This window comes from Pseudomonas sp. J380 (assembly GCF_009827115.1).
Lineage (GTDB): Bacteria > Pseudomonadota > Gammaproteobacteria > Pseudomonadales > Pseudomonadaceae > Aquipseudomonas > Aquipseudomonas paracarnis.
In genome coordinates, this window is sequence record NZ_CP043060.1 from 1,174,447 (window position 1) to 1,190,361 (window position 15,915).

Annotated in this window: 12 protein-coding genes and 1 pseudogene; 7 read left to right on the forward strand and 6 right to left on the reverse strand. The window is 58.8% G+C overall.

Annotation, left to right across the window (positions count from 1 at the left end; genetic code table 11):
- Positions 1-19: 19 nt before the first annotated feature.
- Positions 20-835, forward strand: coding sequence for an iron uptake system protein EfeO (gene efeO / locus FXO12_RS05410; RefSeq protein ID WP_034127360.1), 816 nt, complete (start codon positions 20-22; stop codon positions 833-835).
- Between the two features lie 56 nt (positions 836-891).
- On the opposite strand, the gene FXO12_RS05415 is transcribed toward efeO, so the two are convergent.
- Together FXO12_RS05415 and pssA are read right to left on the reverse strand one after the other, a co-directional pair.
- On the reverse strand, positions 892-4,323 hold the full coding sequence (locus tag FXO12_RS05415) for a hypothetical protein (protein WP_125919875.1): 3,432 nt from the start codon (positions 4,321-4,323) through the stop codon (positions 892-894).
- Positions 4,324-4,443: 120 nt separating this feature from the next.
- Positions 4,444-5,787, reverse strand: coding sequence for a CDP-diacylglycerol--serine O-phosphatidyltransferase (gene pssA / locus FXO12_RS05420; protein WP_057977292.1), 1,344 nt, complete (start codon positions 5,785-5,787; stop codon positions 4,444-4,446).
- Positions 5,788-5,910: 123 nt separating this feature from the next.
- Here pssA and FXO12_RS05425 point away from each other — a divergent pair, with 123 nt between their 5' ends.
- From FXO12_RS05425 to FXO12_RS05435, 3 genes and pseudogenes are all read left to right on the forward strand, one after another.
- Positions 5,911-6,474, forward strand: coding sequence for a TetR/AcrR family transcriptional regulator (locus FXO12_RS05425; RefSeq protein ID WP_057977291.1), 564 nt, complete (start codon positions 5,911-5,913; stop codon positions 6,472-6,474).
- A gap of 54 nt (positions 6,475-6,528) precedes the next feature.
- Positions 6,529-7,008 carry a nuclear transport factor 2 family protein gene (locus FXO12_RS05430; protein WP_057977288.1) on the forward strand — a complete coding sequence of 160 codons (480 nt, stop codon included), beginning with the start codon at positions 6,529-6,531 and terminating at the stop codon, positions 7,006-7,008.
- Between the two features lie 192 nt (positions 7,009-7,200).
- Positions 7,201-7,365: pseudogene (locus tag FXO12_RS05435) on the forward strand (DUF1348 family protein); the annotation flags it as partial.
- Positions 7,366-7,538: 173 nt separating this feature from the next.
- Here the strand turns inward: FXO12_RS05435 and FXO12_RS05440 are convergent.
- Both FXO12_RS05440 and FXO12_RS05445 read right to left on the reverse strand, forming a co-directional pair.
- The gene (locus tag FXO12_RS05440; protein ID WP_057977286.1) at positions 7,539-8,696 is read right to left on the reverse strand and encodes a PQQ-dependent sugar dehydrogenase; all 1,158 of its coding nucleotides are present in this window, start codon (positions 8,694-8,696) and stop codon (positions 7,539-7,541) included.
- Between the two features lie 12 nt (positions 8,697-8,708).
- A complete protein-coding gene (locus FXO12_RS05445; RefSeq protein WP_057977284.1) occupies positions 8,709-9,017 on the reverse strand; it encodes a hypothetical protein in 309 nt (102 codons plus the stop codon).
- A gap of 185 nt (positions 9,018-9,202) precedes the next feature.
- Between FXO12_RS05445 and FXO12_RS05450 the strand changes: the two genes are divergently transcribed.
- Both FXO12_RS05450 and ligD read left to right on the forward strand, forming a co-directional pair.
- Entirely contained in the window at positions 9,203-10,042 is an 840-nt protein-coding gene (locus FXO12_RS05450; protein WP_057977282.1) for a Ku protein, read from the forward strand.
- A gap of 24 nt (positions 10,043-10,066) precedes the next feature.
- Positions 10,067-12,586 carry a DNA ligase D gene (gene ligD / locus FXO12_RS05455; RefSeq protein WP_057977280.1) on the forward strand — a complete coding sequence of 840 codons (2,520 nt, stop codon included), beginning with the start codon at positions 10,067-10,069 and terminating at the stop codon, positions 12,584-12,586.
- Between the two features lie 18 nt (positions 12,587-12,604).
- On the opposite strand, the gene lpxO is transcribed toward ligD, so the two are convergent.
- The gene (lpxO, locus tag FXO12_RS05460; RefSeq protein WP_014718362.1) at positions 12,605-13,504 is read right to left on the reverse strand and encodes a lipid A hydroxylase LpxO; all 900 of its coding nucleotides are present in this window, start codon (positions 13,502-13,504) and stop codon (positions 12,605-12,607) included.
- A 264-nt stretch (positions 13,505-13,768) separates the two neighbouring features.
- Positions 13,769-15,094 (reverse strand): Wzz/FepE/Etk N-terminal domain-containing protein, encoded by a 1,326-nt coding sequence (locus tag FXO12_RS05465; protein ID WP_054895931.1) that lies wholly within the window; start codon positions 15,092-15,094, stop codon positions 13,769-13,771.
- A 340-nt stretch (positions 15,095-15,434) separates the two neighbouring features.
- Between FXO12_RS05465 and FXO12_RS05470 the strand changes: the two genes are divergently transcribed.
- Positions 15,435-15,821, forward strand: coding sequence for a TIGR03067 domain-containing protein (locus tag FXO12_RS05470; protein ID WP_057977276.1), 387 nt, complete (start codon positions 15,435-15,437; stop codon positions 15,819-15,821).
- Positions 15,822-15,915 lie beyond the last annotated feature (94 nt).

Below are 15,915 nucleotides of genomic sequence, written 5' to 3' on the forward strand. Positions count from 1 at the left end.
CCACAGCGGAATGCATCCCATGAAGAAGTCGTCTATCGCGTTGTTGTTACTCAGCCTTTCGCCACTGGCAAGCTTCGCCGCTACTGCGCCGTTGGACCTGGTGGGCCCGGTGTCGGATTACAAAATCTACGTCACCGAAGAAATCGCTGAGCTGGTCACCCAGACCCAGGCGTTTACTGACGCCATCAATAAAGGCGACCTGGCCACCGCCAAGAAGCTCTACGCGCCGACTCGCGTGCACTATGAGTCCATCGAGCCGATCGCCGAGCTGTTCAGCGACCTCGACGCGTCCATCGACTCACGCGTCGACGATCACGAGAAAGGCGTCAAGGCCGAAGACTTCACCGGTTTCCACCGCATCGAGTACAGCCTGTTCTCCGAGAACACCACCCAGGGTCTCGCCGCCCTGGCCGATAAACTCAACAAGGACGTGCTGGACCTGAAAACCCGGGTTGACGGCCTGACCTTCCCGCCGGAAAAAGTCGTCGGCGGCGCCGCAGCGCTGCTTGAGGAAGTCGCCGCCACCAAGATTTCCGGTGAGGAAGACCGCTACAGCCATACCGACCTGTACGACTTTCAAGGCAACATCGACGGTGCAAAGAAAATCGTCGACCTGTTCCGTGGCCAGATCGACCACCAAGACAAGGCATTTTTGGCCAAGGTCGATAAAAACTTCGCCGCCGTGGACAAGATCCTGGCCAAATACAAGACCTCGGATGGCGGCTTCGAGACCTACGACAAAGTCAAGGAAAACGACCGTAAGGCTTTAGTGGGCCCGGTCAATACACTGGCGGAAGATTTGTCCACTTTGCGTGGGAAGTTGGGACTCAACTGATCGAAAGCGCCCCCCGTACGTCACGGCGAGGGCGCTGCCTGAAGTGTTTCAGGTCGTCATGCGGGCAGTGCTTCAAACCCATCCAGCGGCGTGCCGGTCGGCAACCCGGTCGTTGGATGGGTCGCGTACCAACGTCCATCGGTCTGTACCGCGTACACCGGTATCGAATGATTGTGTCCGTTATGAGCACCAGGCTGAACCGCCTGCTCCTGGACATTGTGCGGCGCCTGCAACTGGTTTGATACACCCAGGCAAGTGCGCAGTTTTTCTTCCACCACGCCAAGCTTTAAAAGCACTGAGGGGTTCGATGCCCTGCCTAACGCTTTAGGCAGCGCGACGAGCCCTTTCCCTCCAGCGGCCATCAAATCTGCCGCGCCATCCAATGGGTTCAAGAAGCCACTGACCACCTCAACCCCCTTTTCCAGTACGCGAAACGCCTTGACGCCGAAGGGAGCCACAGCTTTTGTGGACTTGACGAGCGGTTTCAAGGTTCCAAATGCCCCACCTGCGAATGCCCCGGCGGTGTCGATGATCAGCCCGCGCATCCCTTCAACGATGTTGCCTTTGGTCAGGTCAATGACGGCCCCGACAAACGGGATCATGCTCAACAAAATACTGTCGTTGCGTCGCAATATTTCGCGCTTTTGTTCCAGCGGCAACATGCCATGCGCGACCTTCAGCACGCTGGCACGATGATGGATAAAATTGCCCTGCATGATCCGATCGACAATTGACTGGGTGCGGGGCGACGAAAAACTGTTAGGCACCTGGTTGGATGCCTCGCCCTGTACAGAGACCGGCGTAGCGTGCAGGGTCTCGCCCAGCTTATCAATAATGACACCTGGCGAGGTCACACCGGGCCTGGGCAAGGCATTGGAGCTGTAAGCGGCAAAATCAAATGGTTCCACCGCGCCCAGCCGCACGGGGAGCTCTGACACCGCCCAAGGCCCATACGTCTTCGGCACCGTTTGAAAGGTCCCTCCGAGGGCCAAATCACGCGGCAGGTCTTCGCGCTTGACGATCAACAGCTTGTCCGGGAACACCTCGAAGTAGCTGATTACCCCGTTGTAATTACAGCGTATCAGCGTGCCCTTTCGCCCTCTGCGCTCCTCCACCTGCTCCGGTGTTACATCTATCTCAGGCACGCTATCGGTTGCCTCGCGCAAGGCAAACAGGTCCACGTCCCCCCACTCCAAGGCTTGGCGATCAGCCAACGGCAGTTGGGCGATCATGCGTCTTGTGGCGATGCTCAAACCCTGCTTGAGTTTGTCCAGGTAGGCATCGACTTCACCAGGCAATTGGGCCTGCACATCCGGTAAATGGGCGATCCTGGCGTTCAACGCTTGCACGTTGGCATCAACGGCTGCCTGGTCGGATGCGCTCAGCCGCGGTATGACAAATGGAGAGTTGCGCCGGGCTGGTTGTGGCGGCTGCTCCCCGGGCGCCAGCAGCATCCACCGGTCCCTTGTAAGGTCGCCGGTCATGTACGTCTCGATCAGCGTACGCGTTCTCGGCTCGGACAGCTTCATGTTGCGGCGTTCATCCGGGTCTGCGATGTATACCCGCATGGCTTTCAACTGTTCCGCGCTCAGGCCTGGAAATACTGTCTGCAAGTTCCTGATCGCCGAGTCTTCTCGTATAGGCAGCGGCAGGTTGAACTGCTCCAACGCATAAACGAGTTGCTCGCACTCCTCATTGAAAGCCGTGATGGCCTGCAGATGGTGCTGCTGTGTGTAGCGGCCATCCACTGGCTTTTCATAAAGCCCGCGCATCAAGCCCCAATCGAGTAACACGTCGATCCCATAATTATCCAATACCGCCGCTTCGCCCGGCGTACTGGTGCTCAGCCGGCTGAGCCCCATAATTTCGGTGTAGCTCATGCGCCGCGAGCAACCAGGCCCACCTTGCCGCTCGGCAAACGTGACCCCCAGGCGAAAGTCGGCCCATTCCACCGAGCCTATCCGCATCGTGGAAGGGATATCCCGGACCAGAAACTCGGGCGCGCTACTGGCCAACAACAGATGCGCGGCCAGCGGTACCGTCTTTGGATCGAGCAAGGTGTTCTGAGCCAGTTGGGTCTCGATTTCAGCGCGTACCGATGCCATCGTCCGTCCACTGTTGGCGGGCTGATAGATGTCATAACCGGCAACGTTTCCAGGGCGCCGAGGCATCTCGGGGTCGATCTGCAGCAGAACCGCCGTGAGTTCCCACTGCTTGGCTTCGAGGGTTGATAAGTCATAAGTACCGGACGTGCCCTGAAAATACAGACTGCGAGCAGCGGCCTTGCCCCATTCCAGAGCTAACGGTTGGTCAAGTATCCGCTCCAGTATCTTGTCGGCGTTGGCACGCACCTCCTGCGGGGTGTGCTCATCGAGTACGCCTTGAAAATCCAAGGCGCGCAATAGACTCGGTTCGCTGCGACCGATGGCATCGTCGCTCAAGAGTTGCGCTATCAAGCGTTTGTCATTTTCAGACAACATGCCCGGTACCCATGGTCGTGCAAGCAATTGCGCGTAATTACCCAGCGCGGGGGCAGGCGCCACCGCAGCTTGCAACCAGCGAATGACATTGCGCACTTCCTTCGCGGTCTTGGGTACGAGGAAGCCGTGAGAAATCAGTACATCACGCACGGCAGCCTTGTCGGCACCGTCTGTGGCAAGCACCGACGTGGCGCCGATCGGCGTCTGCGCATCGGCCAGCGACACCTCTTCGTCGTCGGGTCGATTGCGAACCAGATCAGCCAGGCAACCTGCCAGGTATTGACGCTCGTCCAGCCGGTCGATGGTTTTTCTTGCCGCAAGGCTGCTGCCCTGCAGCCGGCCTTTTGTCTCGGTTGACCAACCGGACCATTCCTCCGCCAACAGATGTCCACGCACCAACGCCAACTCATCGGTATTCGTTGGCGGGGTGATGTCATGCCACTGCAAGACAGCATTGCGAGAAAACCGGTCGGACTGCTCCGGCACATAAGCCACCCCATTACCCGCCCTATCCAGCGCCGTGGCAGCGGCGCGCAATCGGGCCCCGACCTGCCACCAGCCAGAATCGTCGTTCAGAGTGAACGTCTTTCGCGTTCCCACGCGACCGCTTAAGACCAGCCCTGTGATCGAATCCGGTTTTACCACCACGGTGTCCAGGGCCATGCCTTTGCTCATAATCCACGCCTTGACTTCATCAGTATTGAACGCACTGCGCAAAGCGGCAAAGCCTGCGTAGAAAGTGCTGTCGGTGGGGATCTGGACGAGGGAATCCCACGCGTGGCGCGTGGCTGATGTCGCCAGCTCGTTACGCAGGCGGTGATCACCCTCGCTCGACGCCAAGGGCACAGGTTGCAGCGTCCATCGTCGGGGACTATCTACAGCAGGATTTGAGGCTGCTTCGCGCTTGCTGCGAACAACGGGGTCGGGGAAGGCGTTTGCCGCCGGGCTCACAGAATGTAGCGGCGGCGTAAACGCAAGGGTGTCGCGACTAGGGCTGATACTCGACATGTCTGTTTCCTCTGAACCAATCAAGGGCAGAGTTCTCGTCCCTAAGAACCGTCGAGAAACAACGTAGCAACCAACACAAGCTATGCGAGTAGGTAAACTCCCAAGACGGTGAAAACAGTCCTACAGAATACGGTACAGCAACCGCTCGATGCGCACTCGACTGACCCGGCGCAGGAACTTGCCCACCGCGGGTGGATAATCCACCAGCGTTTGCAACTGTTGGTAGCCCTCGATACGGGTTACGTGCTGGAAGATCTGGGCCAACTCGGTACGCCGCGGCGCTAGCCACTGCCCTTGTGGATCGTCGATCAGCAAGCCGTTTTCCAAATCGAGGCGAAACGCCCGAGGGTTGAGGTTGTTGCCGGTGAGCAAGGTGTAGCGCTCATCCACCCACATGCCCTTTAGATGGTAGGTGTTATCGCCGTCGCGCCATAAGTGCAGGTTCAACTGGCCGCTGTTGATCATCGGCTGATGCCGCTTGGCAAAGCGTCGCAGGCTGATCTCGTACAGGTACGGCAACGCCGCAATCACCTTGAAAGGTTCGGTGGGCGGAATGTAGAAATCGTTGGCGGTCTTGTCGCCCACCACGATGTCGATCTTTACACCGCGTGCCAGAGCGCGGTTGATCTCACGGGTCACCGGCAATGGGAGGTTGAAATACGGCGTGCAAATAGTCAGCTGCTGCTGGGCGCTGGCGATTAATTCGAGGATCACCCGGCTCAACGGGTTGTTCTTGCCGACGCCCAGCAATGGGCTGAGCGACAGATGGCCGTTGGGCAACTGCCCGGCCGTAGTGTCGTAGGCCGCATGCTTGAGACGGCTGCGCAGGTCGCCGATATCGTTGCGCAGGCTGCGAGTGGTGGGCGGGTTCGGCAGGTCCAGGCGATGCACGGCCTTGGACGCCACCAGGCCGTGTTCCACCAGGTGCTGCATCGAATCGGCCAGGGGTTGGCTATGGATCAGATGGTAACGGTCGAAGCGGTATTTATCGAACTTGTGCAGGTACACATTGTTCAGGCTGGCGCCGCTGTACAGCACGCTGTCATCGATCACGAAACCCTTGAGGTGCAACACGCCGAACAGCTCGCGGGTTTGCACCGGCACGCCGTACACCGGTACTTCGGTGGCGTGGCGCTGAGTCATCGCCTGGTACCAGGCGCTGTTGCCCGGTTGCTTGCCCGCGCCGATCAACCCGCGCTGGGCGCGCAGCCAATCAACCATCACCACGATGTCCAGTTCGGGCCGTGCGGCCTTGGCGGCATGCAGCGCGTCGTAGATTTCCTGCCCCGCCTCATCCTGCTGCAAGTACAAGGCAACGATGTATATACGCCGCGTGGCCTGGGCGATTTTCTCCAACAAGCAGCGACGGTAGGCGTCGGCGCTGGGCAGCACTTCAATGGCCTCGTTGGACAACGGGAAACCGCGCAGCTTGGGCAACAGGGAGCGTTTGAAGAACGACGGCATAGGGCTCGCAATGGGTCGAATCCGAAGAGGCCCAAAGCTTACACCATGAGGCTGCTCAGGTCTCGCAGTGGGCAATTCAAAAACCGGTTGACCATGAAGAACGATCGTTCTACTGTGCGAAACATGAACGATATCACTCAGAATGAAACCCGCGACATCATCCTCGACGTCACCGAAAAATTGATCTATCGCCACGGCATTGCTGCCACCGGCATGGACTTACTGGTGAAAACCGCCGGGGTGTCGAGAAAGAGTATCTACCGCTACTTCGCCAAGAAGGATGAGTTGGTGATTGCTGCCCTTCAACGCCGCGACGAGCGCTGGATGCAGTGGCTGCGCAGCGAAGTGGAACACAGCGACGACAGCGGCCAGCGCCTGCTGGAGCTGTTCAGCGCGCTCAAGCGCTGGTTCGGCTCGGCGGACTTTCGCGGCTGCGCCTTTATCAACACCAGCGGTGAAACCGGCGACGCCCAGGACCCGGTGCGCCTGTTGGCCAAGGCCCATAAACGCAAACTGTTCGAGTACGCACTCGAACTGTGCCAAGCACATGGCACTCCCGCCCCGGAGCAGCAGGCCGCGCAACTGCTGATCCTGATCGATGGTGCCATTACCGTCGCCCTGGTCATGGGTGATTCAACAGCTGCCGATAATGCGCAATGCATGGCGCGGACCTTACTGCAACTTTGAACTCACAGACCAGGCAACTTTCGACCCAACCTTAATTACTTTGAGGAGCCGCCCATGCCAGCCCAAGAAGACGTCCGTCCACCCCTGCCGCCGTTTACCCGCGATTCGGCCATCGAAAAAGTCCGCCTGGCGGAAGACGGCTGGAACTCCCGCGACCCACAACGCGTGTCTATGGCCTACACCCTGGATACGAACTGGCGCAACCGCGCCGAATTTGCCCATAACCGCGAAGAAGCCAAGCAGTTCCTGAGCCGCAAATGGGCCAAGGAGCTGGATTATCGACTGATCAAGGAATTGTGGGCCTTCACCGATAACCGCATCGCCGTGCGCTATGCCTATGAATGGCACGATGATTCGGGTAACTGGTTTCGCTCGTACGGCAATGAGAACTGGGAGTTCGATGAGAACGGCTTGATGGCCAACCGCTTTGCCTGCATCAACGATATGCCGATCAAAGAGAGCGAGCGCAAGTTCCATTGGCCGCTGGGGCGGCGCCCGGATGAGCATCCGGGCCTGTCAGAACTGGGGCTATAACCCCGATTCTGCAGACCGAATGAGATCCAATGTGGGAGCTGGCTTGCCTGCGAAAGCGGTCGTGCAGTAACAGATTCAGCGCCTGACACACCGCCTTCGCAGGCAAGCCAGCTCCCACACTTGGATCGCAGGGCATCAATTGGATCAACGTCTGCTGTCAACGCCCTCCCACACGTTTAGTCCTGATTCAGCCAGACCTACGGCAACGAAAACTGGGAGTCCGACGAGAACGGCTTGATGGCCAACCGCTTTGCCTGCATCAACGATATGCCGATCAAAGAGAACGAGCGCCAGTTCCATTGGCCGCTGGGGCGGCGCCCGGATGAGCATCCCGGCCTGTCAGAGCTGGGGCTATAACCCCGACTCTGCAGACCGAATGAGATCCAATGTGGGAGCTGGCTTGCCTAAGAAAGCGGTGGTGCAGTAATAGATTCAGCGCCTGACACACCGCCTTCGCAGGCAAGCCAACTCCCACATTTGGATCGCGGGGCATCAATTGGATCTGCCTCTGCTGTCAGCCCCACGTACGTTTAGTCCTGATTCAGCCCAACCCGATACAACACGCCGTCATCCTCATCAGTCAGCACATACAGAAAGCCATCCGGCCCCTGCCGCACATCGCGAATTCGCGCTTTCAATTCGCCCAACAAGCGTTCTTCGTGGATCACCTTGTCCCCCTCGAACTGCAACCGAATCAGCTCTTGGCTGGCCAGCGCGCCGATAAACAGGTTGTGCTGCCATGCCTTGAATCGGTCGGCGTCGTAGAACGCCATGCCACTGATGCCCGGCGATTTCTCCCAGACATGATGGGGCGCTACTGTGCCCTCTGCCGTTTTGCCCTTGGCTTCCGGAATCGGCAGCAGGGAATAGTTGATGCCATGGGTTGCCAACGGCCAACCGTAGTTCTTGCCGCGCTCGATGATATTGACTTCGTCGCCGCCACGGGGCCCGTGTTCATGTTCCCAGATCGTGCCGCTCCAGGGGTTCAGGGCCAGCCCCTGAGGGTTACGCTGCCCGTAGGACCAGATTTCCGGACGCACGCCGGGTTGACCGACAAAAGGGTTGTCGTCCGGCACGCGCCCATCCGGGTAGATGCGCACCACTTTACCTTGCAGCTTGTCCAAGTCTTGGGCCGTGGGGCGGTCGTTGTTCTCCCCGAGAGTCACGAACAGGTAGCCATCACGGTCGAAGGCCAGGCGCGAGCCGAAGTGGTTGCCAGTAGACAGCTTGGGCTCCTGGCGCAGTATCACCTTGAAGTCTTCCAAGCCGCTCAAGTCGGCCGCCAAACGCCCGCGCCCTACGGCTGTACCGGCCTTGCCGCCCTCGCCACCGCCTTCGGCGTACGACAGGTAAACCAGGCGGTCTTGCTTGAAGTCTGGCGACAGCACCACATCCAGCAACCCACCCTGCCCTTTGGCCCATACCTGCGGCACGCCCTTCAAGGGCGCAGACAGCTTGCCGTCCGGGCTCACAAAACGCAGGTTTCCAGGCAGTTCGGTCACCAGGAAACCTTGCTGGTCCGGCAAAAACGCCAGTGCCCACGGATGGTCAAGGCCCTTGGCAACCGGCGTGGCGGTGATGCTGCCTTGCTCGCTGGGGAACTGTTGGCTATCGGCGGCATACGCCGCGCTCAACGGCAGTAACGCGCTGGCGCACAGGGCGGCTAGCAGGGTTTTACTTACAAACATAAGGCGAAATCCTTAGCGGCGATTGCCGTTGGCATCATAGGTGGGCGCTTTGGGTACGGTGGCTGGTCGGCTGAGGGCCGCCTCCTGCTTGGGGTAGCGGTTGCCGATGCCGCCGTTTTCCAGCGTCGGCCGCGGGTTTGCCGGGACAGGCTGGATACTGCGAACTGCCGGTGCATTGGGCTGGGTGCCCTGCATGCTATTGGGGTTGGCCCGGTGAATAGGGCCGTAGTCGCTACGCCCTGGCAGGTTTTGCGCCTGGGCCAATGGCGCAAGGGCCAGGCCCAGCGCCAATGCTGAAAGATGACGTACACAACGGTTCATGGCCAAACCTCTCTATGCCAAGTACTACGTGCTTTCGATAACACGCTACGCCGTGGGTTCGCGTTGCGACACTAAATAGTTTCTCATCAGGTGTAACACGATCTGTCCGAGCATCTATCCGCCGAAACTTTTGCCGTGCTCTGCGAGTCACCAGCACACAGGCTCTTCGTTGAGGAATAACACCTATGCCACGGGCAATCTGGAAAGGCGCCATCAGTTTCGGCTTGGTTCACATCCCGGTATCGCTGGTCTCGGCGACCTCTTCACAAGGCGTCGACTTCGACTGGCTGGACAAGCGCAGCATGGACCCGGTGGGCTATAAGCGCATCAACAAAACCACCGGCAAGGAAGTCACCAAGGACAATATCGTCAAGGGCGTGGCCTTTGAAAAAGGACGCTACGTGGTGCTCAGCGAAGACGAAATTCGCTCGGCCCACCCCAAGTCCACCCAGACCATCGAAATCATCGCCTTCGTCGCCAGCGACCAGATCCCCCTGCAAAACATCGACACGCCCTACTTTCTCGCCCCGGATAAACGCGGCGGCAAGGTCTATGCACTGCTGCGCGAAGCGCTGAAAAAAACCGGCAAGGTCGCCCTGGCCAATGTGGTGCTGCACACCAAGCAGCATCTGGCTGCGTTGATGCCGCTGGAGTCGGCGCTGGTGCTGGTCATGCTGCGCTGGCCCGCCGAAGTGCGCAGCCTGGATGAGTTGGAGTTGGGCAGCGATGTGACAAAGCCGACCCTGGCCAAAGGTGAATTGGACATGGCCAAGCGCCTGGTGGAAGACATGAGCGCCGATTGGCAGCCCGATGAATACCGTGACAGCTTCCAGGACAAGATCAGGGCGTTGGTGGCGAAGAAGGCCAAGGCCGGCAAGATCGAAGATGTGGAAACGGCCGAAGGCGGCGAAGAGCGAAAATCCGCGGATGTCATCGACCTGACGGAACTGCTCAAACGCAGCCTGGCGGGTAAACCTGCGGCGAAAAAGAGCGTCGCGAAAAAGTCCAATAACAAGGCCTCTTGAGCCTGCCATAGACGGGAGAACGACATGGCAAAGCCCCTGAGCGAGTACAACCGCAAGCGCGATTTCAAGATCACCGCCGAACCCGCCGGCAGCTCACCCGCCAGCAAACGTAACGCTTCGGCCCTGAGCTTTGTGATTCAAAAGCATGATGCGCGCAACCTGCACTATGACTTTCGCCTGGAACTGGATGGCGTGCTGCTGAGCTGGGCGGTGCCCAAGGGCCCAAGCCTGGACCCGAGCCAGAAACGCCTGGCGGTGCATGTTGAAGACCACCCACTGAGCTATGGCAGTTTCGAGGGCAGTATTCCCGCCGGCCAATACGGTGCGGGGGATGTAATCGTATGGGACCGAGGCATCTGGCAACCCCACGATGACCCGCGCAAAGCCTACGCGGCGGGTAAACTCAAATTCACCCTGGTGGGTGAGAAACTCTCCGGTGACTGGGCGCTGGTACGTACCCGCCTCAAGGGCAGCGGTGACAAGGAGCAGTGGCTGTTGATCAAGGAAAACGATCAGCAGGCGCGCCCGGCCTCTGAGTTCGATATTGTCGAGGCCGAGCCCGCCAGCGTGCTCAGCGATGCGGTCGTGGGCAAGCCAAAAGCCAAGGCCAAGGCCAAACCCAAGGCCGCGCCAAAAGCCAAAGCGCCCAAGCGCAACGCTGCGCTGCCTGACGAGTTTGCCCCCCAACTGGCAACCTTGGTCGACCGCGCCCCCGAGGGTGATTGGCGCTACGAAATCAAGTTCGACGGCTACCGCATCATGGCGCGCATTCGCGACGGTGAAGTGCGCCTGTTCACCCGCAACGGCCACGACTGGACCGAGCGCCTGCCGCGTCAGTGCAAAGCCTTGCAAGCGCTCAAGCTCAAAGACAGTTGGCTGGATGGCGAAGTGGTCAGCCTGAATGGCGACGGGCTGCCGGATTTCCAGGCGCTGCAAAACGCATTCGATATCGGCCGCAGCCTGGACATCGTCTATTACCTGTTCGATGCACCCTTTTTGAATGGCCGCGACCAGCGCGAAGACCCGGTCGAGGAGCGTCGGGCTGCGCTTAAATCCGCACTGTCCGCCAGCCGAAGCAAACTGCTGCGCTTCTCCGAAGCCTTTGCCGCCAGCCAGCGCGATATTTTCGAGAGCGCCTGTGACCTGTCGCTCGAAGGCGTGATCGGCAAGCGCGCCGGCAGCCCCTACGTGTCGCGGCGCAGTGCCGACTGGATCAAGCTCAAATGCCGCCTGCGCCAGGAGTTCGTGATTGTCGGCTACACCCGCCCCCAAGGTTCGCGCAGCGGCTTTGGGGCGCTGCTGCTGGCGGTCAACGATGACACCGGCCTGGTATATGCCGGGCGCGTGGGCACGGGCTTTGATCAGGCGGCGCTGAAAACCATCTATGCCAAGCTCACGCCGCTCGAGCGCAAGGACTCGCCACTGCAAAAGCCATTGACCAGTGCCCAGGCCCGCGGCGTGCATTGGGTTGAGCCGAGCCTGGTAGGCGAAGTGCAATTTGCCGAATGGACCCGTGAAGGCGTGGTGCGCCAGGCCGCGTTTGTGAGCCTGCGCACCGACAAGCCAGCCTCGCAGATCATTCATGAACAGCCGCGCGCGGCCAAGTCGGTCAAGGCACCGCAGGCATCGAAAGCCGGTAAAGCGCAGGCAACGGTGAAGAACGTGAAAATCACTCACCCCGAGCGCATTATCGACAAGCACAGCGGCACGCAAAAACAGCAATTGGCACAGTTCTACACCGATATCAGCGAATGGATCCTGCCCTTTCTGCGCGCACGTGCCGTGTCCCTGCTGCGCGCGCCGGAAGGGATCGAAGGTGAGCAGTTCTTCCAGAAACACTCAGAGCGCATGGCAATACCCCACATCAAGCAATTGGACCCGGCGCTGGATCCAGGCCATGCGCGCCTGATGGAAATAGACAGCGTGGAAGCCCTGGTCGGCGCGGTGCAAATGGGTACGGTCGAGTTTCACACCTGGGGCGCTACCGCAGACAAGATTGAAACGCCCGACCTGTTCGTGCTCGATCTCGATCCGGACCCGGCCTTGCCCTGGAAAGCCATGCTGGAAGCGGCCCAACTGACTCTGTCGGTACTTGATGAGCTGGGCTTGCAGGCTTTCGTCAAAACCAGCGGCGGCAAGGGCCTGCACTTGATCGTGCCATTGGCCCGGCGCGATAACTGGGACACCGTCAAGGCATTCGCCAAAGCCATTGCCCAATTCATGACCCGCCAACTGCCCGAACGCTTTACCGCCACCAGTGGCCCCAAGAACCGCGTGGGCAAGATCTTTATCGATTACCTGCGTAACGCCCGCGGCGCCAGTACCGTGACGGCGTATTCAGTGCGGGCACGCCCGGGCTTGCCAGTGTCGGTGCCGGTGAGTCGAGAGGAGTTGAAAGGATTGCGCGGCGCCCAACAGTGGACAGTGGCGAACCTGCACCAACGGTTGCAGGCCTTGAAGGACGACCCGTGGGTGGGGTATGCCAATCGGCAGAAGATCAGCAAAAAAATGTGGGACAAGTTGGGCGCGCAACCCCCTGGGTGATCCGCGCCCTGAGCCAAGTCAGATAAGAATGAAGATCAGCGCCAGACCGGCAAAGATCGCCCACTTTTCCAGGTAGTAGCGCGTGCGGTTGCGCTTTTTGAGCTCCTTGCCACGCAGGCGAATCTTGTACAGCCGGGTGAAGGCACGGTTGAGGCCGCCGGTCTTGTCACCCTCATCGTTGGGCGAACCTGCGGCCGCCATCACATTGCGGCTGAACCAGCGATTGAACGCAGCCGCCCAGCGGTACTTCATCGGCCGTTCGATATCACAGAACAGTATGATGCGGTTCTGTTGGGTGGTGTTTTCCGCGTAGTGAATGTAGGTCTCGTCGAACATCACCGGCTCGCCGTCGCGCCAGTAATAGCTTTCGCCGTCCACGTTGATGTAGCAGCCTGGATCGTTAGGCGTATCCAGCCCCAGGTGATAGCGGTACGAGCCCGCATACGGGTCGCGGTGACGCACCAGCTTGGAGCCCGGAGGCAGTTCGGCGAACATCGCGGCCTTGATCGAGCCGATGCTTTGCACCAGCTCGGTGGTGCGTGGGCACAGCTTCATCGCCGAGGGGTGACTGTCGCCGTACCACTTGAGGTAGAAACGCTTCCAGCCGGTCTTGAAAAACGAGTTGAACCCTACGTCGTTGTATTGCTCCGAGCGTTTGATCTCACCCGCCCGCATCAGATTCTGGCCTTCTTCGCGGATCTCTTCCCAGTGCTCCTGCAATGGGCTCAGGTCTGGAAAGTCGCTGGGCGAAAGGTAGGGACGGCTGGGCTGCTTGGAGAACAGGTACAGGAAACAGTTGATCGGCGCCAGGAACGTCGAGTGATCACTAAGCTGGCGACCCAGCTTGTGTCGCACCCGACCACGCAGGTGTACATACGCAATGGAAGCAACGTAGAGAGCAACAATGATGAGTTTCAAGGGATTCGTCACACGTCAGGGAGAGAACAGGCTGCTCCTGCGGGCCCACAACGGCCGAGGATGGATAAGCAGCACCTGAAATCACAATTCACATACAGGTGACACGGCCGGCGGGATAACCGCCTGCGTGCGACCATTGGCAGTTATTTAGCCACACTTTGTAACCAAAGGTTAACTAAGAATTGTGAAAAGCTGTCTATTGAGTGTGCTGGGGGTAGGAGCAGGCAGGCCCTTGAGCCTGCCTGTTTGAGGGCGTTTGAAGGGTTAAAGCGGCGAATCTTTACCCTCGCGGCGATCCCCTAATGCCGTATAGGGCACGGCCTGAGTGCGGCTGCGAACGAAGTAGCGGATCAGCGCAATCATCAGGCCCAGCAGCAGACCTCCGACAAGGCTCAACGCGATAACCAGCGGCTTTTTCGGCTTGATCGGCGACAGAGGCTCCTGGGCTCGACGGTCAATGGTCACCAGCTTGAGGTTGCTCATATCGATATTCAAACCACGCAACCTGGCGACTTCAGCGCGAAGCGGCTCGACGTCCTGCAAGAAGATGTCTTCATTGCCACGCTTGCGCAGTACCTCAACCTCGCGGTTGCTTTCCAACAGTTGCAAGTCTTTGCCGATCTCGGCAATGCGCGGGTTGGTGAAATCGTCGCTGGTACGCTGCTGCAATGCAGCGCGTTCGGCTTCCAGCGCCTCGGTCCCCATGAAATACAGCGGAATCTTCTGGTTGTTCACCTCGGTCCGCATGACCTGGCTCGAACCTGTGCGGGTGGAGTCGGCCATAGAGGACGGCGTTGTTGGTGTACGAATGCCCATGGACTTGGCGATGCTGATAGCTTCGGCCAACTCGGCGAGGCGGTTGGTGCGTTCCATCTTCATCTGCAGGCGCAGGGCGCTGAGTTCATCCTGCAGTTGGGCACGCTTGAGCCGGTCAGCTTCCAGCAGCTTGGCGATTTTCGATTCTTTATCGGTATCGTAATTGGCGCGGGCAGCGTCGATCTTGCCCTTGAGCTCGCTCAAGCGGTTATTGACGATAACCTTCAGGTCGGCACCCACCTGCTGACGCTCGGCGGCGATGGCGTAATCCACAAAACCGTTGAGGATCGCCACACCATCGACGTCGGTCGGGTATTGCAGCTCCAGACGGATATAACTGCTCAACGAATCGGACTTCTTGGGGTCAGGCAAAATCAGATTGACGGAATTGCGGTTGAACGCCTCAAAGCTCTGCTCAAGGGTTTGCCCCGGTTTCTTGAACGCCTTGAACAACTCCTCATGATCCTTGAAGAACCCCAGGCGCGCATCATAGGAATCCAACTGCGCGCCCACCTTGAGCAGCGCATCGGCAGGCGGCAACTTATATACTTCCGAACGGTTCAAGGCGTCCAACTCGTTGATAGCCGCAGGCCGTAACACACTGCTGACCTCATAGGTCTTGGGTGCCAGGAAGGCATAACCTGCGCCTAATACCCCGGCCAGAAGCGTACACCCGACCACCAGCTTTTTTTGTCGCCAGATGGCGTGAAACAATTCAAATAAATCAATTTCATCAGACGCTGCGGAAGGCGGAAGCGGGGAAGTACGATTCAAAATAAGAACACCTTAAAATAATACTAAAAGGCCATCATTCTCAGAAGTCTGAATGACTTCAAAAATCAGGGACAACGCCCTGGATACGGCAGACCAGTGGCGATGTGACCACTCAGTCCCCTGAAATATCCCACAAACTTAGGGATTATTTCGGTTTCATTTCGGTGAGTAAGCCAAATCACACAGCCATGTCAGACTGATCTGTCTGCAAGCGTAGTCAATCCAACATGAAAAAGCTTTCAAATACCTGTCTTATAAAGAAAAAAATTTCGCCTACAGGTGGAACAGTGTCAGCCTCACTACAATTGAACATTTTTTTGAACAGCAATAAGGAGTTTGCATGTCACCCCTTTCCGCTTCGGACTTTCGCGCACTGCAAGGCACTTGGGAACAAACAGCCCTTGAAGACAGTGGCGTGCTCAACCCCGTGGATGCCCACAGCGCGCCGGGAGCAACGACGACAATTGCGGGGGATCGATTCGAAGTGACCACGGTCAGTGGCGAAATATTGCTGGCGGGTCGGTTCGAGCTGGACGCCAGTACCACGCCCAAAAGCATCACCTGGACGGACGCCATCGGCGAAGATGCAGGCAAGCAACTCCCCGCCAGTTACCGGCTCGACGGCGATGATTTCGTGTTTATCGCAGCGCATGAGGGCATGCCCAGGCCCACCGTGTTCAGCACCGGCCCGGGGCAAACCATGCGCACCTTTGTGCGGCGGTCTTGATCAAATGTGGGAGCTGGCTTGCCTGCGATAGCAGTGGGTCAGTCAACTAATCTGTCACTGATACACCGCTATCGCAGGCAAGCCAGCTCCCACA

Excerpts from the sequence above, each read along its gene's own strand:
- pssA (WP_057977292.1), bottom strand. The coding sequence starts at position 5,787 with ATGCCGTCGTTCTTCAAACGCTCCCTGTTGCCCAAGCTGCGCGGTTTC.
- efeO (WP_034127360.1), top strand. The coding sequence starts at position 20 with ATGAAGAAGTCGTCTATCGCGTTGTTGTTACTCAGCCTTTCGCCACTG.
- FXO12_RS05470 (WP_057977276.1), top strand. The coding sequence starts at position 15,435 with ATGTCACCCCTTTCCGCTTCGGACTTTCGCGCACTGCAAGGCACTTGG.
- ligD (WP_057977280.1), top strand. The coding sequence starts at position 10,067 with ATGGCAAAGCCCCTGAGCGAGTACAACCGCAAGCGCGATTTCAAGATC.
- FXO12_RS05430 (WP_057977288.1), top strand. The coding sequence starts at position 6,529 with ATGCCAGCCCAAGAAGACGTCCGTCCACCCCTGCCGCCGTTTACCCGC.
- FXO12_RS05440 (WP_057977286.1), bottom strand. The coding sequence starts at position 8,696 with ATGTTTGTAAGTAAAACCCTGCTAGCCGCCCTGTGCGCCAGCGCGTTA.
- FXO12_RS05445 (WP_057977284.1), bottom strand. The coding sequence starts at position 9,017 with ATGAACCGTTGTGTACGTCATCTTTCAGCATTGGCGCTGGGCCTGGCC.
- FXO12_RS05450 (WP_057977282.1), top strand. The coding sequence starts at position 9,203 with ATGCCACGGGCAATCTGGAAAGGCGCCATCAGTTTCGGCTTGGTTCAC.
- FXO12_RS05415 (WP_125919875.1), bottom strand. The coding sequence starts at position 4,323 with ATGTCGAGTATCAGCCCTAGTCGCGACACCCTTGCGTTTACGCCGCCG.
- FXO12_RS05425 (WP_057977291.1), top strand. The coding sequence starts at position 5,911 with ATGAACGATATCACTCAGAATGAAACCCGCGACATCATCCTCGACGTC.